Source organism: Thermomicrobiales bacterium (assembly GCA_037045155.1).
Classification (GTDB): domain Bacteria; phylum Chloroflexota; class Chloroflexia; order Thermomicrobiales; family CFX8; genus JAMLIA01.
On sequence record JBAOIG010000003.1, the window covers coordinates 1,067,469 to 1,093,333 of the forward strand.

A 25,865-nucleotide genomic window follows, 5' to 3' on the forward strand; every position below is an offset into this window, starting at 1 on the left:
AGCATGGGCACTGGACGCGTCGCGCGCGACATCCTCGCGCGCGGATCGCACGATCGCAGGCTCAGTCGTTCTCGCTGCGCCGCTGCTTGACCTTGATCTCCACGACCTGACGACCAGCGTAATACCCACAATGCGGGCAGATATGATGCTGACGCTTGACCTGGCGGCACTGCGGGCACATCATCACGGATGGCGTCTTGATCTTGTGATGCTGGCGATGAAGACCCTGCTTGGCCTGAGTTCGTCGTTGTTTTGGAAGCGCACCCATTCGATTCGTCCCCTTACTTGTTGATGGCGCGTTGGCGCCGTCACGTCAACCTTGTTGTTTCATTCTCTTCGAGCAACCCACCGAGGACGCGGAAACGTTGGTCGCCGGCATTGTCGTCGTCTTCGTCTACCCGCGCGATCCCGGGGCAATCCTCATCACAGATCGGCTTGATCGGCAGATCGAGAATCGCCACCTGCCGAAACGGCTCACTCAAGTCAAGCTCGTGCGACTCGTCGATTACGCCCAGCTCTTCGGCCGGCGCTGGTTGCGCGACAGGAGTACCGCTCCTCACATCGATCAATGGTCGGTACTCGTGATCGAACTCGGCCGAGAACGGCTGATCGTACATCTCGAGACACCGAGCGCATTCCACGATTGCCGTGCCGGCAACCGTCCCCGTCGCCAGAAGCCCGTCGCCGATCCGGGTCAGCCGCACGCGAGCTGTGACATCGTGCGACATGGTGTCCTCGTCCAGCGCAAACCAGCGGAGCGTGAGGTCGTAGGTGCGATACGCACCGACGTCCTCCTTCATCAACTGGGCGACATTGATCCGTGTGTCGTCCTTGAGCTGCATCATTCGCCTACTCTTGAGACCCCACGAAGCATCCTGACCCCGTCACTCGAAGGCACGCACAGATAGTCGCGCCCGCGCGCAACCTGAGTAGTATAGCCATCGGGTGACGGGCCGGTCAATGACCGGCCAGCCGCCGATCAGGCTCAATCGGATAGTCGCGACCGCGCTTCCGCGATCTCCGAAAGGTTGCGATTCATGGCCGCCTCGACATCATCGAGCATTTGCTGGGCGAACCGCTTCATCTCGATCATGGCCGAGTCAGCGTTGTCGTGCGCATGGCGGAGGACGTTTTCGCCAACATAGCGTGCTTCGGCGGTCAATCCACGTTCGCTGAGCAGGTACTCTGCTCGCTCGCGGGCGGTGGCGACGACCCGCTCCGCCTCATCCTGCGCGCCGAGAATAATCTCCTGGCGCTGCTGGATGACGCGACGGGCTTGATGCAGCTCGGCGGGAACGGCCTGACGAAGCTGATCGAGGAGAAGGAAGAATTCGTTCTCGTCGATCATGACCTTGCCCATCACACGCCGACCAGCGACGACCTGTGATTCGAGCCGTTCGATGATGTCCATGATGCCAGGGCTGGCCGGCGTCTGTCGATCGTTTCGTCGCGGTCCATCTGACGTAACGAGGTCAGATCCCGCCGCTGGGCGTGTATACATCGGCCGATCTCTCTTCCGAAACTGCTTGCGTGTCACAGGACAGAAAGCGCTCGCCGAGCGCCTCGACGACGGGAGGGGGGACGAGCGTGCTGACATCGCCGCCGAGTGAGGCGACCTCTCTGATGAAGCTGGATGAAATGAACGAATAGTTCGAGCTTGTCATCAGACAGATAACCTCCAACTCTGGCGCGAGGTGCTGGTACATATGCGCCAGCTTGAACTCGTACTCAAAGTCGGATACGGCCCGCAGGCCTCTCACGATCGTCTGTGCTCCCACGCTTCTAGCGTAGTCTACGGTGAGATTTTGGAAGGTGTCAACGTCGATATTGTCCGCGCCGTCGATACTCTCGCGAACGAGCCTGACCCGTTCATCAACGCTGAACAGATGCCGTTTGTCCCCGTGAGTGCCGCCAGTGTAGACGGCGATGATCAAGCGGTCGAACAATCGCGCGGCCCGTTTCGCGAGATCCAGATGACCGTTCGTGATCGGGTCGAAGCTTCCCGGATAGACCGCTACTCGCATCCCTCACCCCTCTACCGATGGTTCCTCCACAGTCGCCGTCGGCTGATCCTCATCCGTCTTCAGCACCACATCGTAGACCGCGAAGCACGAACCCCCATGGCAACGCTCGCGCAACTGCACGAGGGTCCCCAGCCGCTCGGGCATCTCGACCCGCGGCGAATGGCCAATGGCGACGATCGTCCCATCACGCACCGCGCCTGACTCCGATAGCGCCACCAGTGTGGCATGAATCTCGGGGTCGGCGTAGGGCGGGTCGAAGACGACGAGGTCGTACGGTTCACGAGCGGAGCGGATCGCCGTCAGAACCGCGATCGGGTGAACCTTCCCACGGTCGACAAAACCAACATGTGACAGATTATCGCGAATCGCGCGGATTGCGTGCTGGTCGCGATCGACGAAGTCGCACCAGGTAGCGCCGCGAGACAGTGCCTCGATTCCGACCGCGCCAGAGCCAGCGTACAGATCGAGCACACGCTCGTACTCGACGCCGAGCGACGCAAGGACCGAGAACAGCGCTTCCTTGATCTTGTCGGCCATCGGCCGCGTCACGCCTTCAGAACGCGGCGCCTTCAGTCGCCGGCCTCGTGCCTCGCCGCTGATCACTCGCATCGTCTAGCTCACATCCACGATCGCGCGGGCCCAGAATGCATCGACGCGCGCTCGAAGCAGCGCGTAGCGGGCGCTGCCGAGCGTGGGATCCTCCTCAAGGATCCGCTCGGCGACGGCGCGAGCGCGTTCCAGGTCGCGCACGTCGGCAAAGGCGGCCAGCTCCAGCTCGGGCAGGCCGCTCTGGCGCGTGCCAAGAAAATCACCTGGGCCACGGAGCTCAAGGTCAATCTGAGCCAGCCTGAATCCATCCTGCGTATCCACCATCGCCTGTAAACGGGCGCGTCCGTCGTTGCTCGCATCACCCGAGACCAGAAGACAATGCGACTTTTCGGCGCCACGGCCGACGCGACCGCGAAACTGGTGTAGTTGGGACAGACCAAAGCGGTCAGCGCCATCGATCATCATGACGGTCGCGTTGGGAATATCGATACCAACCTCGATGACCGAAGTCGAGACGAGGATATCCAGGTCATGGCTACGAAACCTGGCCATAACTGCATCCTTCTCGGCCGGCTTCATCCGACCGTGAAGCAGCCCCAACCTCAGATCAGGGAATACCTCGCCGCTCAGTCGCTCGTGCTCGACGACAGCAGCCCGGGCATCGACTGCTTCGGACTCTTCCACCAGCGGGAAGACGATGAAGGCCTGCCGGCCCTGCTCGACCTGTGAACGCACGAATCGATATGCGTCGCTACGCCCGCGTTCCTCCACCCAATACGTCTCGATCGGCTGGCGACCCGGCGGAAGCTCGTCGAGTGTCGACACATCGAGGTCACCGTGTAACGTCAATGCCAGCGTGCGAGGGATCGGTGTCGCCGTCATGACCAGCATATCCGCGGAGGCGCCTTTTCCGCGCAGGAGCGCTCGCTGCTCGACACCAAAGCGGTGCTGCTCGTCGATAATCGCCAGCCCGAGGCGCGTGAACTCGACCCCTCCCTGAATCAGCGCATGAGTGCCGATCAACAGGTCGACTTCGCCTGTCGCCACCTGGGCGTAAAGTTCGGCGCGCTGCGCGCCGCCCACACTGCCAGTGAGATAGCCGATCCGCGGCCGGCGCTCCTCCGGCAGCAGATCGAATACCTGCCGCAACCCCCGCGCGTGCTGCTCGGCAAGGATCTCGGTCGGCGCCATTAACGCAACCTGAAAGCCATCCCGAATCGCGACCCAGGCTGCCAACGCGGCAACAATCGTCTTGCCTGAACCGACATCACCCTGCAACAGGCGCGTCATTGGCTGTGGCTGGGCCATGTCATGCAGGATCTCGCCGGTGGCGCGATCCTGCGCGCCGGTGAGACGGAACGGCAACACGCCAATGAAATCCGCCAACGCCTGCCGGTCAACCGCGAATGCAGTGCCCGGCTGTGATTGCCATTCGTGCTTGCGGCCGAGAAGTCCAAGCTGGAGCGACAGGAACTGATCGAACGCGAGCCGATGCTGGGCGGCATGAAGGTTGTCCGCCGCCCCCTCGCGTGACTCGCCATCGGGGAAATGCACCCACTCCAGCGCCTGCCACAGATCGCTCAGCCCTTCCGCCTCCCGAAGGTCGCGCGGCAGCGGATCGACGATCAGATCCCGTGTCGCGTCCAACGCCAATCGGACCAGGGGTCGAAGCATCTTCTGGGAGAGGTTCTTGACCAGCGGATAGACCGGAATAATCCGTCCGGTGTTGAGCGTCTCCTGGCCGAGTATTTCCCACTCGGGGTTCTGCAGGCAGAGGTTGCCGCGCATCTGCTCCACTCGTCCGGACATCGAGACCGGGACGCCAGGGAAGAGCTGCCGCGTGACCCACGGGTTGAACCAGAACGCATGAATCCGCCCGGTGCCGTCGTCAATGACGGCATCCACCAACTCTTTGCCAGTCGCAGTCCGACGCTTCTCGATCGAGGACACGACGCCCTGAATCGTCGTCATCCGGCCAAACAGGCTGCTCGCGATCGGCTGAACGTTGCCGTAATCGATATAGCGACGAGGGTACAGATGGACAAGGTCGCCGACCGTCTCGACTCCGAGTTGCGCGAGAAGCTTCGCCCGCCCTTCCGCAACCGCCGGCAACAGCCTGACTGAGTCGGCCAGAGACGCGATACGGACGGGTGACGCCTTCCCCGAACCGGGCTTCGCCACACGAGCCGGAGGCGACGCCGTCGGCCGGCTTGTCCGAGGTTGCGCCTCCGTAGCGGGCGAAGAGGACTCCGCAACTGGAGGTCGCTGCAGATCGCCAAGGATGCGCCGCGCCTCGGCGATGACGGCCGGCCGGTTGGCCGCCGGGACGGAGGAATATTCCGCGAGGAGCGCTTCAAGGTCCTGGATGCGACCTCGTTCATCGGCGTCGGCGATCCGCAGCAGCCGTGCAACTCGCTCACCGACGAACCGCGCAATGCCGTTGCTTGCCGCGTCGTCGCGATAGCCCTTGCGCTCCTCGAGCCCAAGCACCTTATCGATCTGGACCATGTCCGGGGCATGCCCGATGTCGTGCCGTGTATCCATACCTGAAGTCTTCGCGAGGCTGGTGAGTGGTGTCAACTATGCGAGCCAAACCAGTTTGGTGGCGCGCTCATTCACGCCCCAACCTTGATACGGATCGTGATATAGTTGTGAGTAGTTTCTGACCTGTTCGGATGGGTCAGGCGATCGCCCTGGCAACCTCCGACCATGGTATCTCGCCAGCGCGATGGGGCGCCAACACAGGGCGGCGCGCCGCTGAATCGAGACGTAGATTACGCATATGCCAGGAGGTTTTCATGGCGAGAAAGACGCAAAATCGGAGGCCTGCGCGCGCGCCCGCGCCGGCAGCAACCGCAACGCCCGACGGTCCACGCACGCGAGCCAACAGCGATGCTATTGCGGTGGTGGGCCGCGTTACTGATGCGTTGCCTAATGCGATGTTCGGCGTTGAGCTCGAGAACGGACACACCGTTCTGGGCCACCTGTCGGGCCGTATGCGGAAGAACTTCATCCGCGTGCTCCCCGGGGATCGGGTCACGGTCGAGCTCTCCCCCTACGACCTGACGCGAGGCCGGATCACATACCGGCACCGGTAGCGTAACGACTCCGGGGCGATCCCAACGCGAAGTACTCCGGGCTGGCGTAATGCCTCCGGAGATTCTCGTTTACCATCGATACCGCACGAACCTCCCGGGTCGCGTCGATACTTTGTGGCGCGGCAGTCGTCGGCAACACCGAGAAGGCCGCCGCGCCCGACGATCCGATACTCAGGCCCACATCGCCTTCGCGACATCGGCCTCTACACGGGCGTCACCACCAGAGAAGCCCATTGGAGCGCCGTCAGCCCGCCAGCAGGCTGCGCCATCCATATTCCCGCTGTCGGGGTCGATCAGGATGCCGTTCATCCCACCGGCGACCTTGAGCGGAGTCTCGACGACGTGGCCGCGATGCTCCAGCTCAGCCTTGAGGTTCGCCAGGTCGTCGAACCCCGTCTCGATCTCCAGCGCCGGGCCACGATCCCACAGCCGTGGCGCTTCGACCGACTCCTGGAGTGTCATGCCGTGGTCAATGACATTGATGATGCCCTGCATGACAGTCCCGAAGATCCGCACCCCACCGGGAGTCCCGATCGCCATGAACGGCTTACCGTCCTTCAGCACCAGCGTCGGCGACATCGATGAGAGGATGCGCTTGTCCGGCGCGATCGAGTTCGTCCGGCTCGGCGTCGGGTCCATCAGATGCATGCAGTTGTTGAGCAGCATCCCGGTTCCCGGCACGGTCACCTTCGAGCCGAACCCGCCATTGAGCGTCTGGGTCGTCGCGACGATGTTGCCGTCGGCGTCGGCGGCGCAGCAGTGCGTTGTCGACACGCCCTCGCCCTCGGGCGCGACGGCCGCGACATACTGCTGAGCCCGCGCGAGGTCGATCTGGCCGGCACGCTCGGCCGCATACGACTTCGAGATGAGCCAGTCGAGCGGGATGTCGGTTGTCGCGGGGTCGGCCATGTAGCGGAACCGGTCGGCAAAGGCTATCTTCATCGCCTCGGCGATCAGATGAACCGTATCAGGCGAGCCGAAGCCCATTGCGCCAAGATCGAAATGCTCCAGGATATTCAGCATCTGGATGATATGCGCGCCGCCCGATGAAGTAGGACCCATTGAAACGATCTCATAGCCGCGATAGGTTCCAACAACAGGCGGGCGCTCGAAGATACGGTAATCGGCAAGATCTTCCATCGTAATCAATCCACCGTTGGCAGCCATGTCAGCGGCGATCGCTTCACCAAGCGGGCCGCGATACAGGTAGTCCGGCCCGTGCTCCGCGATTGCGGCGAGTGTATCGGCATAATCCGCGCGCACGATGCGGTCATCCACGGCAGGGATCTGGCCATCCGGCAGGAAGACGGCAGCGCTGGCAGGGAAGCGCGAGAGATTGTCGCGCTCCATCTCGACCAGCTGCGACAGATACGGGCTCACCCGAAAACCAGCGCGGGCGTAGCGAATCGCTGGCGCCATGACCTCGGCGAGTGAAAGTCGGCCATAGCGCTCGACTGCGGTCGCCCAACCGAGCAACGTGCCGCCGGTCGCAACCGCGAGGTAGCCGGTGCTGTTGAGACCACCGACGACGTCGTTGTCGAGATTCCCGGGGATCGGTTCGAACATGTCGGCGCTGGCGCGACGTGGGACGGTCGCATAGTTGTCGATCGTCGTGCAGGTTCCGTCGGCCAGCCGGATGTTGATGAATCCTGCGCCGAAGATCGTCGTCATCATCGGCTCGACGACCGACAAGGCGAACATGGTCGCGATTGCCGCGTCAACTGCGTTGCCGCCCAGCACGAGAATCTCGTTACCGGCGAGTGACGCGAGGGGGTGATTCGATGTCACCATCCCCTTCGCAGCCGTTGCTGGCTGCTTCTCGGTCGCCCGCGTTGTCTTACTTGCCACTGAGACTCCTTCCGCGACATGGGGAGAGGGGTACGGGCCGCGCGGGAAAAATCTCGCCGCCGCGCCCCGCACCCCGATGAGCTCACCGCTCGTATACGACCTCACCGCCGATGATCGTCGTCGTGACGCCCAGATCGGCCAGGGTGGACGGATCGACATCGCGCGGATCCTGCTCGAGGATCGCGAAGTCGGCGAGCATCCCGGCCTTGATCTGCCCCTTGATGTCCTCCTCGAACGTCACGTGCGCCCCGGCGACGGTGTACATCTCGAGCGCCTCTTCGACGGTGACCGCCTCCTCCAGCGCATACGACTGATCGGTTCCGGTGCGTTCGGTGACGGCTGCCTGGATCGACTTCATCGGGACGAACGACGACACCGGGCAATCCGACGAGAACACCGGTCGAATCCCGCGGTCGAGGAACGAACGGAACGGATACGTCAGCTGGATGCGCTCCATGCCCAGGTGCCGGATGAATCCGTCGCCATATTCGAGAATGAAGACCGGCTGCGTGACAGGAATGACGCCCAGCCGCTGGATGCGGTCGAGGATATCGGGCCGGCAGATCCCGCAATGCTCGACGCGGTGTCGATGATCGGCGCGTGGGTGAGCGGTGAGCGCCTTCTCATAGGCGTCGAGCACCCAGTCGATGCCACGGTCGCCAATGGCATGGACTGCGATTTGATAGCCCATCGCATGAGCGCGCATCACGTAGTCCTCGAACTGCTCCTTCGGCATCATTGTCAGCCCGAGGTTGTCGTCGCGGGGGTCGTTCAGAAACGGCTGGGTGACGGCGGCGGTGCGACCGATCAACGAGCCATCGATGAATAGCTTCACCGGCCCGATCCGCAGCCGGTTACTGCCAAATCCCTGGAGTGCGCCGAGCCCATCGAGCTGGTCGATCAGTGTCTCGCGGATCATCATGCTCGTTCGCAGCTTCAGCACGCCGCGCTCCACCGCGATCTGATATGCCCGGACATGGTTCGCCGTCAGCGAGCCAGCATCTTGCGACGAGGTGATCCCCGAGGCGACGTAGGCGTCGTTACAGCGCCGCAGCGCCTCGATGTGATCCTCGACGGTCGGCACTGGAATCTGATCGCGGACAGGTTGTTGTGCGGTCTCGTGGAGCACGCCGGTTGGTTCGCCATGCTCATCGACAACGAAGTGACCACCCTGTGGATCGGGGCTGCCATTGCGGATGCCGGCCATGTCGAGCGCCTTCGAGTTGACCGCCGAGAGGTGACCGGAACCATTGACGATCATCACCGGGTGCTCGGTGGTCGCCGCATCGAGGTCGTGGCGGTTGGGATGACGGCGTTCGTCGAGCTTGTTGTCGTCATACCCACGACCGATGATCCACTGGCCGGCCGGCGTTTCGGACGCCTTCTCGCGAACCGCAGCGACGATGTCACCGATCGACTTCACGGTCGGAAACGCAGCGTCGATCTGACCCAACGCTGTGCCGTAGCCGATCATGTGATTGTGGGCTTCGTTGAAGCCGGGAATCATCGTCCGTCCCGCCAGGTCAACCCGACGGTGACCTCGCGGCAGCGCCGCCTCAACCGCCTCACGACTCCCCGCCGCGACGATAAGCTCGCCAACGACGCCGACCGCCTCGACCTCTGGCTGGCTCGGATCCATCGTCAAGATCGTCCCACCCGTATAGAGTTGTGCTTCTGTCCTCACTCGTGCTGTCCTTCCCCAAGGTATTGCATCGCGCCACCACAATCCAGTCGTCGCTCGTTATGTCGCCTTCGCTGCCTCGACGGCCGCGCGCAGGTTCATCGCCGGCGTCGCGACCGGGATGACACAGCCCGGCGCGATCATCAGCCGGCGGTTGCCGGTCGCGTCGCGCGCCTGGGCGACATCGGCTGCGACCGCCTCGGGCGTCATCCCGGCGATCGCTTTCTCGTTGATCCCGCCGGCTACACAGCAGTCAGGGTAGTTGCCCTGCACCGTGGCCAGATCGGGGCCGACCGCCCGGTCATGCCAGTTCAGCATGTTGCATGGATAGCTGGCCATGAGGTGAAAGAACGTGTTCGCGCCGTGGATATGGACCATCGTCACCTGGCTACCGGCCGCGACTGTCTCTTCCAGCACCTCGAGATCGTAGTTCGTGCCGAAGTCGAGGTACTCGGCTTCAGTCAACACATCGGCGGTCGCCAGTTGGCTGGCGAAGAAGACACCATCCGCGCCGGCAGCCAACGACGCGCGCGCCATCTCGACGGTCACATCCCGAATCGCGACGAGTGCCTGGCGGACGACATCCGGGTGAGAGCGCAAGTGCTCGACAACTCGCCCGGCCGACATCTTGTTGGCGATCGTCAGCGGACTGAAGATCGTCTGCACAACCGGCACATCCGGCCCGACTGCCTCACGCACCAGCGCACAGGCACGCACGACTTCCGCGTTGAACCCGGCATCAACTGGCACCGGCGCGATCCGTCTCCAGTCTTCGGCCGTCTCGATCGGGTACTTCGTTGTCTCGCGGGTGCCGCCGGCCGCTCCCTGGTATTCGCTCTCCGCCCCCCAGTCGATCGTCGCATAGTCGCCGGGCGGCATGAGCTTGATGAAGTCGAGCGCGTACGATTCCTGCCAGGCGCGCGTAACCGCGGCCAGGTCGGCGGCTGACTGATCCTGGTTCGGGAAATGCCGCCAGATACTCACCGGCGGCCTGTCGACGGCCTCGCCACGTAGCGCGGCATCCACCCGCTCTCGTGGCGTCATTTGCTGGCTCACCGTGTCTGCTCCCTTCTCACCTCGACTGCTCAACCGCGCCAGCGCTGAGGTAGCGCTCGTACCAGGCGATGACGCGATTCATCAGATCGATCTGATGCTTGCGCTCGCGAATGCTGTGCCCCTCGCGTGGGTAGGTCACGAACTCGACCGGCAGACCGAGACTCCGCAGCGCGACATACATCTCCTTGCCCTGCATCGGGTTGACGCGATCATCCGCCGCGCCGTGGAGGATCAGAACCGGCGTCGTAACGTTGCGAATGTAGCGGATCGCCGAGCGTTCCCAGAATGGCTCCGGGTTCTGCGCGGCGGACTCCGAGAAATACGAGAGATTGGCGCTCGGGATATCGCCGATGTAGTTGTCGGAGACCATATTCGGCAGGCCAGCCCCCATCACCGCCGCCTTGAACCTCGTAGTCTGGCTGACAGTCCAGGCAGTCATGTAACCGCCCCAACTCCAGCCGCCGATGCCAAGACGATCGGGATCGGCAATACCGCGCTCGATCAATGCATCGACACCAGTCATCATGTCACGGTACTCGCCGCCACCAATGTCGCCCGCGTTGGCGTTCATGTACTCCGAGCCACGCCCGGTGCTGCCGCGCGGGTTCGGCAACAGCACTGCGTAGCCACGGCCGGCCAGCATCTGTCCCCAATCGTGCCAACTCCCGTGGAACCAGCGCGACCAGGCCCACGTCGGCCCGCCGTGCACGAGCGCAATCGTCGGGTAGCGCTGGCCCTCGACGTAGCCATGCGGCAGCACGAGCAGGCCCCCGACTTCGATCCCTTCATCACTCGTCCAGCTCACGCTCGAAACGGTCCCTAGCGCCGCTGTTGTGATCCCGTTGTTGAAGTCAGTCACCTTGCGCAGCGCGCCGGCGCGACCGTCAGCCACCTCGGCGACGTGGACATTTTCCGGCTCGACCCCGGTCTGCCAGACGAGTCCCAATCGCCGGCCATCGCAGCTGACACTCGCAGGCACGTCCGCCCAACCCTCCTGTCGCGACAGGAGTGGCGACATCTCGCCATCCCAACTGAGCCAGTGGGCGGCGAAGTCGACACCCTCGGCACAGGAGAGCACGAGCGAGCTGCCGCCATCCGGCGACGAGAGTCCTTCGACCGTCCCGCTGTACCCTTCAGTCAGACAGACACGGTCGCTGCCGTCGGCGTTGATCCGATAAACATGCTCACCATGAACGACCTGGCCTGCGGAGGATCGGTAGACGAGGTAGCGTCCATCCGACGACCAGGTGAGATCCGAGGCGACGCCGGTCAGCGTGCCGATCGATGTTGGTTCACCACCCCCTCGGGGAATGATCTCCAGCTCGTTCTCGGTGAAGAGATCGTCGATACGCGCGTTCCCTGTGGCGCAGATCACGAATCGCTCCGCGTCCGGCGCCCAGGCGTACGAGCGAACCTGACGCGCGTCGGGAGAGACACAGGTCGCAGTCTTCGCGTCCGGATCGATGACCCAGAGCCGCTGGTACTTCTGTTCGTGATCCCAGACGTTCGCGTCGTCGCGGTCCTCCTTGCGCTTCTTCTCCTCCGCGGTCTCTGGTTCGGTGAAGAGCACGGCCAGGAAGCGGCCATCCGACGACCAGGTGAGACCGCTGAGCTCTCCCTGTTGATCGAACACGCGAATACCCTCGCCACCGTCGGCTGGCATCACGTATACGCTCGACTTGCCCCGTTCGGCGCGATCTGAGAGAAACGCGATGCGGCGGCTGTCCGGCGACCAACGCGGCGCGCGATCGTTGGCCAGTCCGCTGGTGAACTGACGGGCTGCGCCTGCCGACGTGGAATCGAACGGCGCTATCCAGAGCGCAGCCTGCTCGTTTTCGCCATCCTTGCTGGCCTGGTCAACGACAAAGACGACGGCTGTTCCGTCCGGCGCAAGACGCGCGTCGCCGACGCGTGTCATCGTCGCAAGCTGCTCCGGCGTGAGCGGCTGCGGCTCGGTGCTGGTTTCGGTCACGGCGGCGGTATCCCTTCGATATAGTCTCATCAACTCCGCCCGGTATCGTCGCTCAGGATCACTACCCGCGCAAGCCACGACTGATGACTTATCATGACTGTCTGGCCACCGACCTGGGGTTGAGAAGGACGCCAAATGCGCTTTACGCTAGACGACATCCTTGCCGCACGACGGCGGCTCGTGGACGTGGCGATCCGCACCCCGCTGCTCCAGCTTCACGAGGTAGACGACGTCTGGCTCAAGCCGGAGATCCTCCAGCCGATCGGGTCATTCAAGCTGCGCGGAGCGCACAACGCGATTGCAGCGCGGTTGGAGGCGGGGCCACTCGACGAGGTAACGACGCTCTCCGCCGGTAACATGTCGCAGGCGGTCGCGTGGTCCGCGCGCCGGCTGGGGCTACGGGCGACCGCGATCATGCCGGAGAGCGCCCCCGAGTTCAAGAAGGCCGCGACACGAGGCTACGGCGCTTCAATCGAGCTGATTCCACGACCTGAAGTGATGGCTGCGATGCAGGACGGCCGGTTCAATGACCGTCCGGGCTTCATTCATCCATTCAACGACCCGCTGGTTGCGGCCGGGAATGGGACTATCGGGCTGGAGATCCTGGAAGACCTGCCGGATGTCGAGACGGTGATCGTGCCGGTCGGCGGCGGGGGTCTGGCCCTCGGGATCGCGTCTGCCATAAAGGCCAGCCACCCGGATGTCCGCGTCTTCGGTGTCCAGCCGCTCGGCGGCAGCGCTCTGGCCGTTTCGCTGGCGGCCGGTGAGCCACGCACCACGCCCTACGACACGTTCGTCGACGGCGCGGGCGCGCCATTCGTCTCGGCTGATGCCTTCCCCGACTTACAGCAGATGCTTGCTGGCTGTCTGACGCCAACCGATGACGAGACGAAGTCGGCCATCGCACGGCTCGCGCTCAGGAACAAGCTGGTGACAGAGGGGGCCGGCGCGCTGGCTGTCGCCGCTGCACTGGCTCTGTCACGCACGGAGCGCGGCCGGACGGTCTGTATTCTCAGTGGGGGAAGCATCGATCCTCCGCAGCTCGCCGAAATCCTCCGGCAGCATGGTGGCTAGTCATCCGTATCCGAAAGACTTCCTCTCATGACCCAACCCGAATCACGCCGACAGCTCACGCTCACCCTTCCCACGGCAACAGACCCAGCAATCGCGCAGTGGCTTGCCGCGGCGCAGGATGCTCGCGCACGCACCCTGCAACTGCTGGATCGGGTCGACGACCCCGCGCTCGACTGGCAGCGCGACGATGAAAACACGATCGGCACGCTGCTCTACCACATCGCCGCAATCGAAACAGACTGGCTGTACGTCGAGGTGCTGACCGAACCATTCCCGGATGACATCGTCGCCCTGCTGCCGTGGGACGTGCGTGACGCCAGTGGCCGGCTGACGCATGTCAGCCGGCGAAGTCTCTCTGAACATCTGACGGTTCTCTCTGCAATCCGTGACCGCCTGATCCTTGGTTTCCGGGAGATGACGATCGAAGACTTCCTCCGGCCACGCGCGCTGCCCGAATACGACGTGACGCCGGCGTGGGTGCTCCACCATCTGATGCAGCACGAGGCGGAACATCGGGGGCAGATTCATCTGCTTCTCACGGCATACACCGGCCGCAACATCTGACGAACGCGCGACATCGGGCGGAGTCGTGTATTCTCGCGCCACGCAGCCCGGATCACGGGCACAAGAAAGACAAGGAGCCGGAGGAGACATGTCGTCGACTGGACGAACAAGTGAACCCCTGTCGTACTGGCACGCCACCGGAGCGCCACTCGTGCCTGGCGACTCATTGCCCGAGGCAACCGATGTGGTTGTCGTTGGAGGCGGAGTTCTGGGTGTCTGGGCAACCTACTGGCTGGCGAAGGCCGGCGTTGACGTCACGCTGATCGAACGCGACGCGATCAGTTGGGGAGCCACGGGTCGAAACGGTGGGTTCGTCGGCGCGGGTCTGGTCGCCGGCATCGGGCCGACAGCGGAGCGCATCGGCGAGCAGGCCGCATGGGACCTCTGGAAGCTCACCGAGGATGGTTGTGAGATCGTCCGCCGGGTGGTCGCCGAGGAAGGAATCGACTGCGACTACCGGGTGCCAGGTTCGCTCGGCTTCATCCTCGGCGACGCCGACCTCGATGCCAGGCGCGCTGGTCTGGGCGAGCTCGCCGCGCGGGGCATCACAGCCGAAGTTCTCGATCGCGACGCGCTGCAGAATCTGGTGAAGACCCCGCTCGGCGACGAGATCGCGGGCGCTATGTTCCAGCCGAATTCCGCGGCAGTCCATTCGTCGAAGTATCTGTCGGGCGTCGCTGCGGCAGCCGGCCGGCATGGCGCGCGCCTCTGTCGGGCGGCGGTCACCGCGTTGGAGGCAAGCGGGAACGGCGCCCTGGTGATCACCGATCGCGGCTCGGTTCGAGCTGGCCGGGTCATCGTCAGCGTCAACGCCTGGACCGACGAGCTCGTCCCGGCACTGTCGGGGCTCGTTGTGCCGGTTCGCGGCCAGATCCTCTCGTACGAGCCATTGCCTGAAGTGTTCACGACCGGCGGCGGAGCGGCGGTCACCCCGACCGGCGAGTACTGGCAGCAGACGCCCGACGGTTCCATCGTCATCGGCGGCTGCCGAGACGATGCGCCGAACAAGGATGTCGGGGTTCGCGACCCGGTCCCGACGTCGGGCGTCATCTCCCGAATCGAAGAGGTACTCCCCCGCCTCTTCCCAAAGCTTGAAGGACTGCGGGTCGCCCACACCTGGGCGGGGCTGATGGCGTTCACCAGCGATTTCCTGCCGGTCGCTGGCCCCGCGCCGGGCATGCCCGGCGTCTGGGTAGGTGGTGGATTCTGCGGAGGCGGGATGTCGTTCGGGCCGCGCCTCGGGCAGCTGCTCGCCGAGGCCGCAACAACTGGCGCAACCCCGGCGTCAATCGCGCCGCTGAGCGCCGAGCGTTCCTCGCTCACGCAGTTGACCGACACGGCGATGTACGAGTAGCGGAAGACATGGATCGGGAAGGGCGGACCCGCCCTTCCCGACTCGCGTGATGGCCCCCACAATCGCGCTCTACCATTACTGCAGCCGCAGATCGGGCATTCCGTCGACGGCTCGCGTTGCCGCGCCTGTTATCACAGTTGAGGGTTGACATCGATTGATATGGCGGTAGGCTGGTGGAAGCCGGGTTTACGCTCGACAGCATCAATCCACTGCATCGCTACCGGGAAATCAAAGGAGCGTTCATCAATGCGGTCGTCAGCCTCCCCACGGCTCCTGCTTGTCATCTTCCTCCTCATGACCTCCCTCGCATGGGCTGCGCCTACCGCGGCCGCGCGAGGAGGGCTACCGCGATCGGTGGACTATTGGGCGCTCGGCGACTCGATCGCCGCTGGCACCGGGTTGGGTGACGATGCGGCGGGTCTTTCGCTAACACCATGCGCCCGATCGTGGGATCGCGCGTACCCGGAGCGCGTTGTCGCGGCGCTCGGCGCGCAGATCTCCGACGTCCGGTTCCCGGCGAGCCAGTTCCTCGCGTGCTCCGGCGCGCGCGTCACCTACGACGCGCAGGGAGCGGTCGATCGATGCTTCCAGAAGTACTGGTTTAACGCAGATTGCAAAAACAAGTCGTTGCACTACCAGGTGGATGCCGTCGTCGCGCGTCTGGAGTGGAACAGATTGACGCACGTCACGCGCCCAACGGTCGTCACAATCACGGCCGGCGCGAACGATCTCGATTACACCGACCCACTGACTGTGTATCAGGCAATCTCATGGGGAGACGACTGGTTCAACGCGTACGTCCAACAGCGGGCAGAGGGAGTTCGGCTCGGAATGACGGCCGAGATCGCGCGACTGATCCGCTACCCGAACGTGACGGTCGTCGTGACCGACATCCATAACCCGTTCAATACCGACAGCTTCCTCTTCCATCTTCCCGGCAGCCAATGCACCGTCGCGCCACCTCCATATCAGGGCGCCGCATCCTACGATTGCTACCAGCGGACCGAGACTGCCATCCACGCTGTGAACCAGGCGATCGCCATTGCCGTCAGCCAGACACAGAGAACTGGATCGGTCGGCTCGGCGACGATCCACGATCTGTTCCATGGGCACGAGTCGCCTCAGGCGAGCGGCCCGGCCGGCGTAACGCAATGTGGGCTAGCGTCGCCGGGCGTGGCCGACACCTGGGTGCAGTACGCAACCGACCCGGATTCCAACTCACGACCGTTCCTGTTCAATGGTCTGGCCCAGGCGCTGATCCCCGGAACGATCCAGTGGACGGGTGACTGCATCCACCCGAACAACGCGGGGGCGCAGCAATATGCGAACGCCGCCACAAGCGCGATCGTTCAGATGCTCTCTCGGTAGCGGCCACGACGGCGAGCGGTATCAGACAGCGTCGCGCTTAAGGAACCCTGTCATGCAATGGACGCCGCCGCCGGCCTTCATCAGCTCGCTGATGTCCACCTCGATGACTTCGAGGCCGGCCTCAACGTAACGTTCCGCCGAACGGACGCCGCCCTTCGGCATCAGCAGCTTGCCGGGCTCGATCGCGACGAAGTTCATCGGCATTAGCTCGTGCGCTTCTTCCTCGACCACCGGCACGATCCTGAAGCCTCGTTCCTGGAGCGTCCGAACGACCGGCGATGGTGTCCGGTAGGGCCAGACAATCGCGACATCGGTATCGGCAAGAGCCAGGACGCCGTCGAGATGCATCGCGCCCCAGGCAAGCTGCACCCGAATTACTTCCTTGACGCCGATCTCACGCAACATCCGCTCAACCTGGTTTGCGCCTTCGGTGTTCGTCCGTAGTCCCTCCGCCAGGAAGCAGAGGTCATCGTCGACCCAGAGACAGTCAGCGCCCTCGAAGGTCCCGGAGCCATGGACGGACATCAGAATCGGCACGCCGTTGCGAGCTAGCGCTTCGGCAACGAATCGTTCCTCGCCCGCGCGGACGGTCGACGCGGGTCTGGTGATGATCGCGCCCTCCGGCGTCATCAGCATCAGGTCGCGGATGAACATCTGGTTCGGCTTGTCGTTGCGGCTATTCTCGACGTAGTAGACGCTGACGCCGTTCGCCTCGTAGGCATCAGCCATCGCGTCGTGCTGTGCGCGCGCCAGATCCGGGTTCAGGTCAGCTCGCATCTGGACTGCATCGAAGTCCACGATGTCATCGAGCTCCGATCCCGGCCGGCGCAGCAGCACGGATCGGAGCCGGCCCACTTCCGATCCGGATCCCCAGTCTCCCCAGTGGCCTGGCATATCGGCGCGCATGTCGTTGGCGCGCTGCGACCATTTCTCACCACCGTATGCGGCAGTCAGGCTCACGCTTGATCCCTTCCCTAATGACGACCGATCGCGAAGGACTCTACTGCGGAGGAGTTTCCACGCTCGAATCGCGGCGCGGACGACGTCGGCGATTACGCATCTCCCGCGTGGGTTCACCGACGACGATAACCCCGTCGGGCGACAGCGTCACGGACTCACCAGTCTCAAGGCGGACCGTCACAGTCTCCTTGAGGATCTGCATGGCGTGAATGTAGCCGGGACCCTGCTCGGTCATGACTTCCTGGCCAAGCCGCGGCAATCGGGAACGCAGCTGCCGATACTGTTCCTGTTCGTAGGAGAGACAGCAGAGCAAACGACCGCAAATACCCGAGAGCTTATCGAAATTCGGAGACAGGTCCTGATTCTTGGCCATCGTCATCGAGACGTCGGCGAACTGCGGAAGCCAGGTTGAGCAACAGAGGGGCCGGCCGCAGCGGCCGAGACCGCCCAGCAGCCGCGCTTCGTCTCGCGGGCCAACCTGCCGCAGCTCGATCCGGCAGGTGAACCGGCGAGCAAGATCGCGCACCAGCTCACGAAAGTCGACTCGACCGTTGGCCGAGAAGTTGATCGTCAGTCGCGAGCCGTCAAAGGCGTATTCGGCCGAGATCGGCTTCATCGCCAGCCCATGGTCGCGCGCCATCGCCGCAAACGTGCGCAGCGCGTCGCCCTCGCTTTCCCTGCGACGGTCGGACTGATCCAGGTCGTCATCAGTCGCGCGACGGGCAACCGAGCGAACTTCGCCGTCGAGCAGCGCAGCGATCACCTGTTGCGGCGCGATCACCACCTGGGCCAACTCGGCCCCGCGGGTGGTATCGACGATGACCCAGTCGCCCGATTCCATCGTCACGCCATCTGGATCGACGTAGTACGTGCGACCAGAGTCGCGGAAGCGCACCCCGGCGACCTGACGCTCGTCCATGTCGATTTCCGCGCCCTCGATCGATGGGAGCGCGTGTTCGCATCCATCGCATCCGCAATCAGCGATCATGAGGGTCGCTCGGAACCTGGACGCGACGGGCGCAAGCATCACTCGCTCACGGAACCGCCGCCTGGCATCCTCGTAGGACGGCTCTCGTTGGGGTTCGCAGCAGCTCAATCCGGCCATTGCATCACCATCGCATGCAGCGCAATCCGCGCCTGAGCGTTATTCGAAAGGTCGATGAGACACTGCCGGCTCGCATCGAGCGCGCGATGGAGGTCGCGCAGCTCGTGACTGGCCGCCCATGGCGGCAACCGGTCGGCAAGGTCAGGAAATACTGTGCTTTCCGGCAGGCCGGCGCGGCTGAGCAGGGCGTCGCGCCAGACGCCGGTGATCGTATCCAGCAGCGCAAGCGTCTGGTCGCGTCGCCGGGAATAGTCCCGCGCTACAGCGCCGCTCAGGGCAACGCGGCCGACCGGAGTCGTTACGTGTTCCCACGCCATCTCGACCATCTCTCGGTACGCAGTCATCTTCGCCGGGGTTGCCGCCATGTCCAGAGCCCAGCCGACTCGCCCGTGAGCGGCGCGAGCGACCCGCTCTGCAGAAACTGGCTCGACGCCACACTCACGAAGGGCTGCCGATATACGCTCACGCGAGACACTGCCCAACTCGATGACTCGACACCGAGAGCGGATCGTCTCGGTGACACGGTCGGCCGACTCGGCGACCATAACGATGACCGCAAAGGGCGGAGGCTCCTCGAGCGTCTTCAGGTAGGCGTCGATCGCCGCGTCGGAAAGGAGGCCAGCGTCGTCGATGATCTGCAGCTTGTAGCGTCCGAGCACCGGGCGAGTGATGATGTCTTTACGGAGATGATGCACGGAATCGATCGAGAGTTCCTGGCGTGGCGTCGAGCGATCTGGTCGTCTCTTCGGTGGCACCGTAATATCCTGCCAGGCCATATTGACGACGGTGACATCCGGGTGGCTGCCTCGTATCGTCCTCCGGCAATTCTCGCAAACCCCGCAAGGTCGCTCGGACGCCGCAGCGGTGCAGTTGAGTGCCCGGGCGAAGGCAAGCGCCAGCGTCGTCTTTCCGCTACTGGTCGGCCCGGTGATCAGATAGGCGTGGCTGACATGGTCCGCCGCAACCGCGTATGCCAGGGCCTCGACCTGCTCGTCATGGCCGATGATGGCCCAGCGATCGCTGGCCGGCGTGCTCATGCCGCGCGCACCTTCTTCTTCGGTCTCGATGAAGCTGAGAGATTCGTCTCGATGTCCTCTCCCTGCGAGAGTGCTTGCGCCAGATCATCGCGGCCCTTTGTGGAAATGGTCGCCTCGTTTTGTGCCAGCTGTCGAACGTAATCGTGCAGCTCAGCCGCATGGAGGACCGGTAGTGTCGGATTCTCGATATCGACCTCGACTTTGTCAGCGACGAATACAATCGCGCCTGTGACGTTCGTCGCGAGCTGCTTTGTCTCAAGGAACGAGGTCAATGCCTTGATCTGCTCCTCGCTTTCGATCGTAGGATTGCCAAGCTGCGGGCCGCCCAGGAGCAACATGCGAGTCAGTGGATTACCGAGCTTGCGCCAGGTGCGCTCCTTGACCTTGACCGACCCGGTTACCTCACGTGATGTCAGCGCCAGCACGCCGTTTGGCATGATCAGCACGTGATCCGGCCGGCGCCCCGGCACGTCGGGGTAGTGGACGATCGTGTAGCGGTCGTTGAGCCGATTGAGGTCGGCGTCAATAACCTCATCGTTCCGCGGGCGACGCGACCAGCGCGATAGCTGCTGCATGCCACCATTGAAGAAAATGAACCCGACGGCCAGGCCGGCCGTCGCCAGCAGAAAGAGGGATGGGTAGAGCAGGGTGATGACCCAGGAACCGATCAGCAGCCCGAGACCACCCGCAACGATCAGCTTGCCGGCGCGCTTGCGGCGCTTGATGTATCCGGTGTTCCGCACGATACGCATGGGATGCGACCGACCCCTCCCGGCCACACCCGGCCGGCGCGTGGCTGGGCGCGGCGTAGTTGATGCCCGACTACATGTCGCAGGCACGACGACGGACGCCAGCGCACGGCATCGCATGGAGTCTAGCACGGGCGCTCGGGCCAACCAAAGCCCGCTCGGTCTCCACCCGATCGCTGCCGAATCCGCCCGCATCCCGGGTGATCCGGAGCCGACCCGATGAGGCTCGATCTGTCGATCATCGTCGTTCACTGGAACGTCCCGGCATTGCTTGACTCCTGCCTGCGCTCGATCGCTGCCGAGCGTGAGCGCGCGGCGGAGCTTACGTGCGAAACGATCGTCGTCGACTGCGCGTCGCCGTCGGACGCACACCGCGCCGTCGTCGCCAGGCACCCCGGTGTGACACTGGTCGAGCTGGCCGAGAACCGCGGCTATGCCGCGGGCTGCAACGCCGGGATGGCGGCCGGGCAGGGCGATGCGGTTCTGATCCTCAACCCCGATGTCGAGCTGGAGGCCGGTTCGCTCGCCACGCTGCACGATGGCTTGCAGATCGCCGAGCACATCGGGATGACCGCGCCGTTACTGCTCAACCCCGACGGATCGCAGCAATCGGCCGGGTACTCCTTTCCGCAGCCAGCCAGCTTGCTGCTCGACTTCCTGCCGATGCCGGCCCGCTTGCTGGAATCTCCGCTCAACGGGCGCATGCCGACGGGAGATGGAGCGCAACCGATCCGCATCGACTACCCGCTCGGCGCGGCAATGTGCGTCCGACGAACCGCGGCAGACGACGCCGGGCCGTTGGACGAGGGCTATGGGATGTACAGCGAGGAGATCGACTGGGCACGACGATTCGCCGAACGACGCTGGACAATACTGCTCATGCCGAACGCGCGAATCATCCATCACGGCGGGCGCTCAACCGCGCAACGCCCCGACGCCATGCGCGAGGCTCTCTGGGCCAGCCGGGCACGCTATGGAGGCCGGTGGTGGGGAGCGCGGCAGCGCAGGCTGGCGGCGACACTCGTGTCGTTCGGAACCCGGCTGGACGACCGGCATGCCGATGAGCAACGAAGGGCTGCCAACTCGCGCATTCGCGAGACCTTCCGCGAGGCGGCGAGACCGTGACGATGCGCGACGATCTCACCGCGATTGTCCTGACACTCGACGAGGAGGGGCATCTCCCCGGCTGCCTGGCATCGCTGGCACAACTGACGCAGAAGGTGATCGTCGTTGATTCCGGCTCGTCCGACCAGACCGTCGACATCGCTCGCGCAGCCGGAGCCCACGTCACGACGCGTCGGTTCGACGGTTATGCCAGTCAGCGCAACGCAGCCCTGCTGCTGGCCGACACGCCATGGGTCCTCTTCCTCGACGCGGATGAGCGACTGACGCCAGAGGGCGCGATCGAGCTCACAGCATTCCTCGACGATGCCAGCGAAGAGGTTGTCGGAGGTCGGCTTCCACGCTACAACATCGTCTTCGGTCGAGCGCTCCGCGGGGGAGGCTGGTGGCCCGACCATCAGACACGCCTGCTCCGGCGCGCCAGCGCTCGTTATGACGAGCATCGCCAGGTCCACGAGGTTGTGATACTGGACGGGCAGGCGGTCGATCTCGTCACACCATTGGTGCACCTCAACTATGAGACCCGCGGAGAGTTCGTCCGCAAGCAACGGATCTACTCCCGACAGGCAGCAGCCCAGTTGGTGGCCGGGGGCCAAATCCCCCGACGGCGGTCGTATCTTTCCGCTCCAGCTCGCGAGCTTGTGCGACGATTTGTCATGCGCCACGGCTACCGGGACGGATCTACTGGTCTCTTCCTCGCGCTGGCCCTGGCGTACGAGCAAGCGAGAATCGTCTGGCTCGTCCGGCATGGAGCGCGCCGATGACTCCGAAAGTCGACGCTGTCGTCGTCTCATACAACGTCCGCGACTTGCTCGTGGAGTGCCTCGCGTCGCTCGTTGTGGCGCAAGCCGCCGGCGAGATCGCCCGGATCGTTGTTATCGATAACGGCAGCAGTGACGGAAGCGCGGACGCCGCACGTCGCGCCGGCCCGAACATTCAGGTCGTTGAGGCGGAGAACCGCGGCTATGGCGCCGGGGCCAATGCGGGCATTGCGCGTAGCGACGCCGAGTACGTGTTGGTGCTCAACCCGGACACCGTCATCCCGGCCGGGTCGATCGCGACGCTGACCGCCTGGCTGGATGCCCATCCATCGCACGCGGTCGTCGGGCCACGCCTCCGCCGGCCAGACGGCTCGATCCAGTCGAGCCGACGTCGCTTTCCGCGCCCGTGGACCCCGATCTTCGAAAGCTCGGTCATTGAGGAATGGTGGCCGAGGAACCCGGTCGCCACGAGCTACCATCTGTCCGACAGGTCAGACGACGTTGTGCAGGATGTCGACTGGATCGTTGGCGCGACGATGCTCGTCCGGCGAGCCGCACTTGAGCAGGCCGGCGGGTTTGACGAATCATTCCGCATGTATGCTGAAGAGGTCGAATGGTGTTGGCGGTTTCAACGACACGGTTGGCGAGTTGGCTTCGTTCCAACTACCGAGATCGTCCATCATGAGGGGGCCAGCGCGGCGCAGGATCTTCCGCGCCGGTTGGCAGAATTCAACGCCAGCCGCGTTCAATTGACCGGGCGACTGTACGACAGGCACTGGGAGTCCGTCGTCCGCGTCGCGATTCTGCTGGATTACGCGATCCGGCTATCGCGCGAATCTGCCAAGTGGCTGCTCGGGAATCGACGCCAGTTGCGCATGGAGCGAATGAGGTTCTACGCGGCAGCGCTCCGCCGAGGGGTACGAAGAGGCTGATGGCGGACATCCACGTGTTGCTCGTGACCGGCGAATACCCACCGATGGCCGGCGGAGTCGGCGACTATACGGAACGCCTGGCGGCATGGCTAGCCCGGGAGGGCGTCGAATCAACGATTCTGGCGCCAGTCGGACAGCGGGAGCAGGTCATCGGCTTCGGCAAGTGGGGTTGGCCGGCGGCGCGGAAGGTCGCTGATATTGCGACCCGGGTTGGCGCGAACGTCGTCCATATCCAGTATCAGGCCGGCGCATTCGATATGCACCCATCGGCGAATCTGCTGCCGTGTCTACTGCGCGACAAGTTCCCGACCCTGACGACTTTTCACGATCTCCGTCCCCCCTACCTGTTCCCTAAGGCCGGGGTCCTCCGGCGTTTCGCGATACTGCGCATGGCCCGCGCATCCACACGAGTTGTTGTGACAAATCCATTCGACGCTGCGACGTTAGCCGGCCGAGGAATCGACGCGATCGAAATCCCGATCGCGCCTAACCTTCCGCCTCCCGACCTCGATCTCCCTGTCGATCGCGATACGGTCGCGTTCTTTGGACTGCCCAGCCGCGCGAAGGGGATTATCGAGCTGATCGAGGCGATCGGCCTCATCGATCCTGTCCGCCGGCCACGCCTCATGATGATCGGTGACATGGGGACGGCATCCGCGAACAACGACCTCGTCCCGCTCGCCGAAATCGAGCAACTGGCAGCCGATCTGATTGTTCGCGTCGACCGCACTGGCTACCTCCCAGCACAGCAGGCAAGCAACGCGTTGGCCCGATCCGGCGTCGTTGCTCTCCCATTCCAGCATGGCGCCAGCTTGCGCAGCGGGTCGCTGCTGGCTGCCTTGCAATCAGGGAGGCCGGTCGTCACGACCGAGCCACATGCGCCAACTTCGCTGAACGATGTGGGCAGAATGCCGCAACTGCAGATCATTCCACGCAACAACATCGGTCGTTTGAGCGGCGCTTTGGAGGCCGCGCTGGCGGCAGAGGACGGAGTCGGGCCGCTCCCGTGGCCTTATCGCTGGCCGTCGATCGCGGCTGAGCACGCGAGCCTGTATGCGTCGGTCATCGAGGGTTGGGAGCTCCGGGAGCGATGATCGCAGTGGCGCGCGAACGATTCATCGCGAAGGCTGTCGCGCATGCCGCGTTGATCCACTACCTGGCTTTCGCGGCTGTTGTCACGGCTGGCGCATGGCTGCGACTGACCGGGCTGGGTCGACAGAGCCTGTGGTTCGACGAGGTCGATGTCGTCGTCCGCGCTCAGCGGTCGTTCGACCAGGTGCTGCGAACATTCGTCGCAGCCGGTGAAAACGGCCCACTCTACAACGTCATGCTGGCAATCTGGGTGCGGATGGCTGGCATCTCGGAGGTCGCGGTGCGGTTACCCTCAGCCGTCGCCGGCGTCGCAACGATTCCGCTGCTCTATCTGTTGGCGAGGCGAGTCGCTGGCAGTCGAGTCGGGTTGCTGGCGGCGGGACTGCTGGCGATCTCGCCTTATCACATCTGGTACTCGCAAGAGGCCAAGATGTACACGATCGTCGTTCTTCTCTCGGTGCTATCGACCCTGTTCCTCGCCGAGGCGCTGATCCGTAACCGCGCCGTGTGGTGGATCGTCTACGTCGTGATGACCAGCCTGATGTTCTATACCCACGTCGCAACGGTGCTGGTGTTCGTCGCCCAGTCGGGGTACGTGATCCTCACGAGGACAAGGTGGCGCGGACGAGAACGCGGTTGGCTTCTGGCCGCCGCGGCGCTGACCCTGCCGTATGTCCCGATCGCGCTATGGGCGATCAAGGTCATTGGCGGTGGCGTGGCGACCTGGCAGCCAGATGTCAGCCTCTGGGACGCAGTCCGCATCCTCGGCGTGAAGCTGGCCGTCAATCGCTCCACACCCGGCATCGAGCGCGGGGGCGCGATCTTATATGGCTTACTGGCCGGTGGAGGGATCCTCACGCTGCGCTGGCAGCGGCGGCCGGCCCGATGGTGGCTGTTGCTGAGCGCGCTGGTCGTAGTTCCAATCGCCGGGCTATGGGCCGTCTCACTGCGACAGTCTGTATTTTCTGACCGCTACGCGATCGTCGCGCTGCCGGCCTACCTCATCCTCGTGGCTGGTTCCGTCGGGGCACTGATCGCCGGCCGTCGCGCCTGGCCCCTCGGGTTGCTCAGCCTCACGCTTCTGCTGGCGTTTGCCTGGGCGCCGATCCGCGATGTCGATCGAACGCACGCGGCCGTCAAGGAGGATTGGCGCTCGGCCTACGCCGACATCGCGCGTCGCGCCGAGCCAGGTGACGCGATCATCGTCCATCCGGGCTATCTGATTACGACGCTCGACTACTACGCACAGCGCGAACCGTCGCTGCGACAATATCCGGTTGCGACGATCCCGACCTTCAAGGTCAAATGGCTCACGCGCGACCTGATGATCGAACAGATTCGCGACCAGGTCGGCGGAGCCCAACGCCTCTGGCTGGTCGAATCGCCTGACCGCGTTCCCGACGAAGACCCCGACAACGTGCTTGGTTCGTGGTTAGCAACGACCGGGACACTCCTCTACTCCCACGAAGTCACCGGCGTGCGGGTATCGCTCTTCGAGATGCCACCGGGCTGGTAACAC

Annotated in this window: 24 protein-coding genes; 10 read left to right on the top strand and 14 right to left on the bottom strand. The window is 64.0% G+C overall.

What is annotated here, in order from left to right; all coding sequences use genetic code 11:
- Nucleotides 1-61 precede the first annotated feature (61 nt).
- The 6 genes from rpmF to recG all read right to left on the bottom strand — a co-directional run bounded on the left by rpmF (nucleotide 62) and on the right by recG (nucleotide 5,117).
- On the bottom strand, nucleotides 62-268 hold the full coding sequence (gene rpmF / locus V9F06_08220) for a 50S ribosomal protein L32 (GenBank protein MEI2617600.1): 207 nt from the start codon (nucleotides 266-268) through the stop codon (nucleotides 62-64).
- A gap of 40 nt (nucleotides 269-308) precedes the next feature.
- Nucleotides 309-845: a DUF177 domain-containing protein gene (locus tag V9F06_08225; protein MEI2617601.1), complete on the bottom strand. Its 537-nt coding sequence runs from the start codon at nucleotides 843-845 to the stop codon at nucleotides 309-311.
- A gap of 140 nt (nucleotides 846-985) precedes the next feature.
- Complete coding sequence (locus V9F06_08230) at nucleotides 986-1,501, bottom strand: hypothetical protein (GenBank protein MEI2617602.1); 516 nt, start codon at nucleotides 1,499-1,501, stop codon at nucleotides 986-988.
- Nucleotides 1,473-2,024: a pantetheine-phosphate adenylyltransferase gene (coaD, locus tag V9F06_08235; protein MEI2617603.1), complete on the bottom strand. Its 552-nt coding sequence runs from the start codon at nucleotides 2,022-2,024 to the stop codon at nucleotides 1,473-1,475. Before coaD ends, V9F06_08230 begins: the two co-directional genes overlap by 29 nt.
- A gap of 3 nt (nucleotides 2,025-2,027) precedes the next feature.
- Entirely contained in the window at nucleotides 2,028-2,633 is a 606-nt protein-coding gene (locus tag V9F06_08240; protein MEI2617604.1) for an RsmD family RNA methyltransferase, read from the bottom strand.
- Between the two features lie 3 nt (nucleotides 2,634-2,636).
- Nucleotides 2,637-5,117, bottom strand: coding sequence for an ATP-dependent DNA helicase RecG (gene recG, locus V9F06_08245; protein MEI2617605.1), 2,481 nt, complete (start codon nucleotides 5,115-5,117; stop codon nucleotides 2,637-2,639).
- Between the two features lie 353 nt (nucleotides 5,118-5,470).
- Here recG and infA point away from each other — a divergent pair, with 353 nt between their 5' ends.
- Complete coding sequence (gene infA, locus V9F06_08250) at nucleotides 5,471-5,671, top strand: translation initiation factor IF-1 (GenBank protein ID MEI2617606.1); 201 nt, start codon at nucleotides 5,471-5,473, stop codon at nucleotides 5,669-5,671.
- A 171-nt stretch (nucleotides 5,672-5,842) separates the two neighbouring features.
- Here the strand turns inward: infA and ggt are convergent, their stop codons facing one another.
- The 4 genes from ggt to V9F06_08270 form a co-directional block, all read right to left on the bottom strand.
- The gene (gene ggt, locus V9F06_08255) at nucleotides 5,843-7,519 is read right to left on the bottom strand and encodes a gamma-glutamyltransferase (GenBank protein ID MEI2617607.1); all 1,677 of its coding nucleotides are present in this window, start codon (nucleotides 7,517-7,519) and stop codon (nucleotides 5,843-5,845) included.
- 82 nt (nucleotides 7,520-7,601) lie between these two features.
- Nucleotides 7,602-9,203, bottom strand: coding sequence for an amidohydrolase (locus tag V9F06_08260; protein MEI2617608.1), 1,602 nt, complete (start codon nucleotides 9,201-9,203; stop codon nucleotides 7,602-7,604).
- A gap of 57 nt (nucleotides 9,204-9,260) precedes the next feature.
- Nucleotides 9,261-10,256: a uroporphyrinogen decarboxylase family protein gene (locus tag V9F06_08265; protein MEI2617609.1), complete on the bottom strand. Its 996-nt coding sequence runs from the start codon at nucleotides 10,254-10,256 to the stop codon at nucleotides 9,261-9,263.
- Nucleotides 10,257-10,272: 16 nt separating this feature from the next.
- Nucleotides 10,273-12,228: a S9 family peptidase gene (locus V9F06_08270; GenBank protein MEI2617610.1), complete on the bottom strand. Its 1,956-nt coding sequence runs from the start codon at nucleotides 12,226-12,228 to the stop codon at nucleotides 10,273-10,275.
- A 135-nt stretch (nucleotides 12,229-12,363) separates the two neighbouring features.
- Here V9F06_08270 and V9F06_08275 point away from each other — a divergent pair, with 135 nt between their 5' ends.
- The 4 genes from V9F06_08275 to V9F06_08290 all read left to right on the top strand — a co-directional run bounded on the left by V9F06_08275 (nucleotide 12,364) and on the right by V9F06_08290 (nucleotide 16,588).
- Nucleotides 12,364-13,302, top strand: coding sequence for a pyridoxal-phosphate dependent enzyme (locus tag V9F06_08275; GenBank protein MEI2617611.1), 939 nt, complete (start codon nucleotides 12,364-12,366; stop codon nucleotides 13,300-13,302).
- Nucleotides 13,303-13,329: 27 nt separating this feature from the next.
- On the top strand, nucleotides 13,330-13,866 hold the full coding sequence (locus V9F06_08280) for a DinB family protein (GenBank protein ID MEI2617612.1): 537 nt from the start codon (nucleotides 13,330-13,332) through the stop codon (nucleotides 13,864-13,866).
- 88 nt (nucleotides 13,867-13,954) lie between these two features.
- Complete coding sequence (locus V9F06_08285; protein MEI2617613.1) at nucleotides 13,955-15,220, top strand: FAD-binding oxidoreductase; 1,266 nt, start codon at nucleotides 13,955-13,957, stop codon at nucleotides 15,218-15,220.
- A gap of 246 nt (nucleotides 15,221-15,466) precedes the next feature.
- On the top strand, nucleotides 15,467-16,588 hold the full coding sequence (locus V9F06_08290; GenBank protein ID MEI2617614.1) for a GDSL-type esterase/lipase family protein: 1,122 nt from the start codon (nucleotides 15,467-15,469) through the stop codon (nucleotides 16,586-16,588).
- 21 nt (nucleotides 16,589-16,609) lie between these two features.
- Here V9F06_08290 and V9F06_08295 read toward each other — a convergent pair whose 3' ends face one another.
- The 4 genes from V9F06_08295 to V9F06_08310 form a co-directional block, all read right to left on the bottom strand.
- Complete coding sequence (locus V9F06_08295; GenBank protein ID MEI2617615.1) at nucleotides 16,610-17,548, bottom strand: arginine deiminase family protein; 939 nt, start codon at nucleotides 17,546-17,548, stop codon at nucleotides 16,610-16,612.
- Between the two features lie 40 nt (nucleotides 17,549-17,588).
- The gene (gene ricT / locus V9F06_08300) at nucleotides 17,589-18,467 is read right to left on the bottom strand and encodes a regulatory iron-sulfur-containing complex subunit RicT (protein ID MEI2617616.1); all 879 of its coding nucleotides are present in this window, start codon (nucleotides 18,465-18,467) and stop codon (nucleotides 17,589-17,591) included.
- 173 nt (nucleotides 18,468-18,640) lie between these two features.
- Nucleotides 18,641-19,690: a hypothetical protein gene (locus V9F06_08305; GenBank protein ID MEI2617617.1), complete on the bottom strand. Its 1,050-nt coding sequence runs from the start codon at nucleotides 19,688-19,690 to the stop codon at nucleotides 18,641-18,643.
- Nucleotides 19,687-20,442: a nuclease-related domain-containing protein gene (locus tag V9F06_08310; GenBank protein MEI2617618.1), complete on the bottom strand. Its 756-nt coding sequence runs from the start codon at nucleotides 20,440-20,442 to the stop codon at nucleotides 19,687-19,689. The genes V9F06_08305 and V9F06_08310 overlap by 4 nt, the downstream gene beginning before the upstream one ends.
- A 216-nt stretch (nucleotides 20,443-20,658) precedes the next feature.
- Between V9F06_08310 and V9F06_08315 the strand changes: the two genes are divergently transcribed.
- From V9F06_08315 to V9F06_08335, 5 genes are read left to right on the top strand one after another with little or no spacing between them, the layout of a single operon-like run.
- Entirely contained in the window at nucleotides 20,659-21,564 is a 906-nt protein-coding gene (locus V9F06_08315; GenBank protein MEI2617619.1) for a glycosyltransferase family 2 protein, read from the top strand.
- A 2-nt stretch (nucleotides 21,565-21,566) separates the two neighbouring features.
- A complete protein-coding gene (locus V9F06_08320) occupies nucleotides 21,567-22,325 on the top strand; it encodes a glycosyltransferase family 2 protein (protein MEI2617620.1) in 759 nt (252 codons plus the stop codon).
- Nucleotides 22,322-23,254 (top strand): glycosyltransferase family 2 protein, encoded by a 933-nt coding sequence (locus V9F06_08325; GenBank protein MEI2617621.1) that lies wholly within the window; start codon nucleotides 22,322-22,324, stop codon nucleotides 23,252-23,254. Before V9F06_08320 ends, V9F06_08325 begins: the two co-directional genes overlap by 4 nt.
- Nucleotides 23,254-24,348: a glycosyltransferase family 4 protein gene (locus V9F06_08330; GenBank protein ID MEI2617622.1), complete on the top strand. Its 1,095-nt coding sequence runs from the start codon at nucleotides 23,254-23,256 to the stop codon at nucleotides 24,346-24,348. Before V9F06_08325 ends, V9F06_08330 begins: the two co-directional genes overlap by 1 nt.
- Nucleotides 24,345-25,862 carry a glycosyltransferase family 39 protein gene (locus V9F06_08335; protein ID MEI2617623.1) on the top strand — a complete coding sequence of 506 codons (1,518 nt, stop codon included), beginning with the start codon at nucleotides 24,345-24,347 and terminating at the stop codon, nucleotides 25,860-25,862. The genes V9F06_08330 and V9F06_08335 overlap by 4 nt, the downstream gene beginning before the upstream one ends.
- The last annotated feature ends 3 nt before the right edge of the window (nucleotides 25,863-25,865 follow it).

Coding starts and splice junctions, on each gene's coding strand:
- rpmF (MEI2617600.1), bottom strand. CDS start 268: ATGGGTGCGCTTCCAAAACAACGACGAACTCAGGCCAAGCAGGGTCTT.
- V9F06_08225 (MEI2617601.1), bottom strand. CDS start 845: ATGATGCAGCTCAAGGACGACACACGGATCAATGTCGCCCAGTTGATG.
- V9F06_08230 (MEI2617602.1), bottom strand. CDS start 1,501: ATGTATACACGCCCAGCGGCGGGATCTGACCTCGTTACGTCAGATGGA.
- coaD (MEI2617603.1), bottom strand. CDS start 2,024: ATGCGAGTAGCGGTCTATCCGGGAAGCTTCGACCCGATCACGAACGGT.
- V9F06_08240 (MEI2617604.1), bottom strand. CDS start 2,633: ATGCGAGTGATCAGCGGCGAGGCACGAGGCCGGCGACTGAAGGCGCCG.
- recG (MEI2617605.1), bottom strand. CDS start 5,117: ATGGATACACGGCACGACATCGGGCATGCCCCGGACATGGTCCAGATC.
- V9F06_08275 (MEI2617611.1), top strand. CDS start 12,364: ATGCGCTTTACGCTAGACGACATCCTTGCCGCACGACGGCGGCTCGTG.
- V9F06_08280 (MEI2617612.1), top strand. CDS start 13,330: ATGACCCAACCCGAATCACGCCGACAGCTCACGCTCACCCTTCCCACG.
- V9F06_08285 (MEI2617613.1), top strand. CDS start 13,955: ATGTCGTCGACTGGACGAACAAGTGAACCCCTGTCGTACTGGCACGCC.
- V9F06_08290 (MEI2617614.1), top strand. CDS start 15,467: ATGCGGTCGTCAGCCTCCCCACGGCTCCTGCTTGTCATCTTCCTCCTC.
- ricT (MEI2617616.1), bottom strand. CDS start 18,467: ATGGACGAGCGTCAGGTCGCCGGGGTGCGCTTCCGCGACTCTGGTCGC.
- V9F06_08305 (MEI2617617.1), bottom strand. CDS start 19,690: ATGAGCACGCCGGCCAGCGATCGCTGGGCCATCATCGGCCATGACGAG.
- V9F06_08310 (MEI2617618.1), bottom strand. CDS start 20,442: ATGCGTATCGTGCGGAACACCGGATACATCAAGCGCCGCAAGCGCGCC.
- V9F06_08315 (MEI2617619.1), top strand. CDS start 20,659: ATGAGGCTCGATCTGTCGATCATCGTCGTTCACTGGAACGTCCCGGCA.
- V9F06_08320 (MEI2617620.1), top strand. CDS start 21,567: ATGCGCGACGATCTCACCGCGATTGTCCTGACACTCGACGAGGAGGGG.
- V9F06_08325 (MEI2617621.1), top strand. CDS start 22,322: ATGACTCCGAAAGTCGACGCTGTCGTCGTCTCATACAACGTCCGCGAC.
- V9F06_08330 (MEI2617622.1), top strand. CDS start 23,254: ATGGCGGACATCCACGTGTTGCTCGTGACCGGCGAATACCCACCGATG.
- V9F06_08335 (MEI2617623.1), top strand. CDS start 24,345: ATGATCGCAGTGGCGCGCGAACGATTCATCGCGAAGGCTGTCGCGCAT.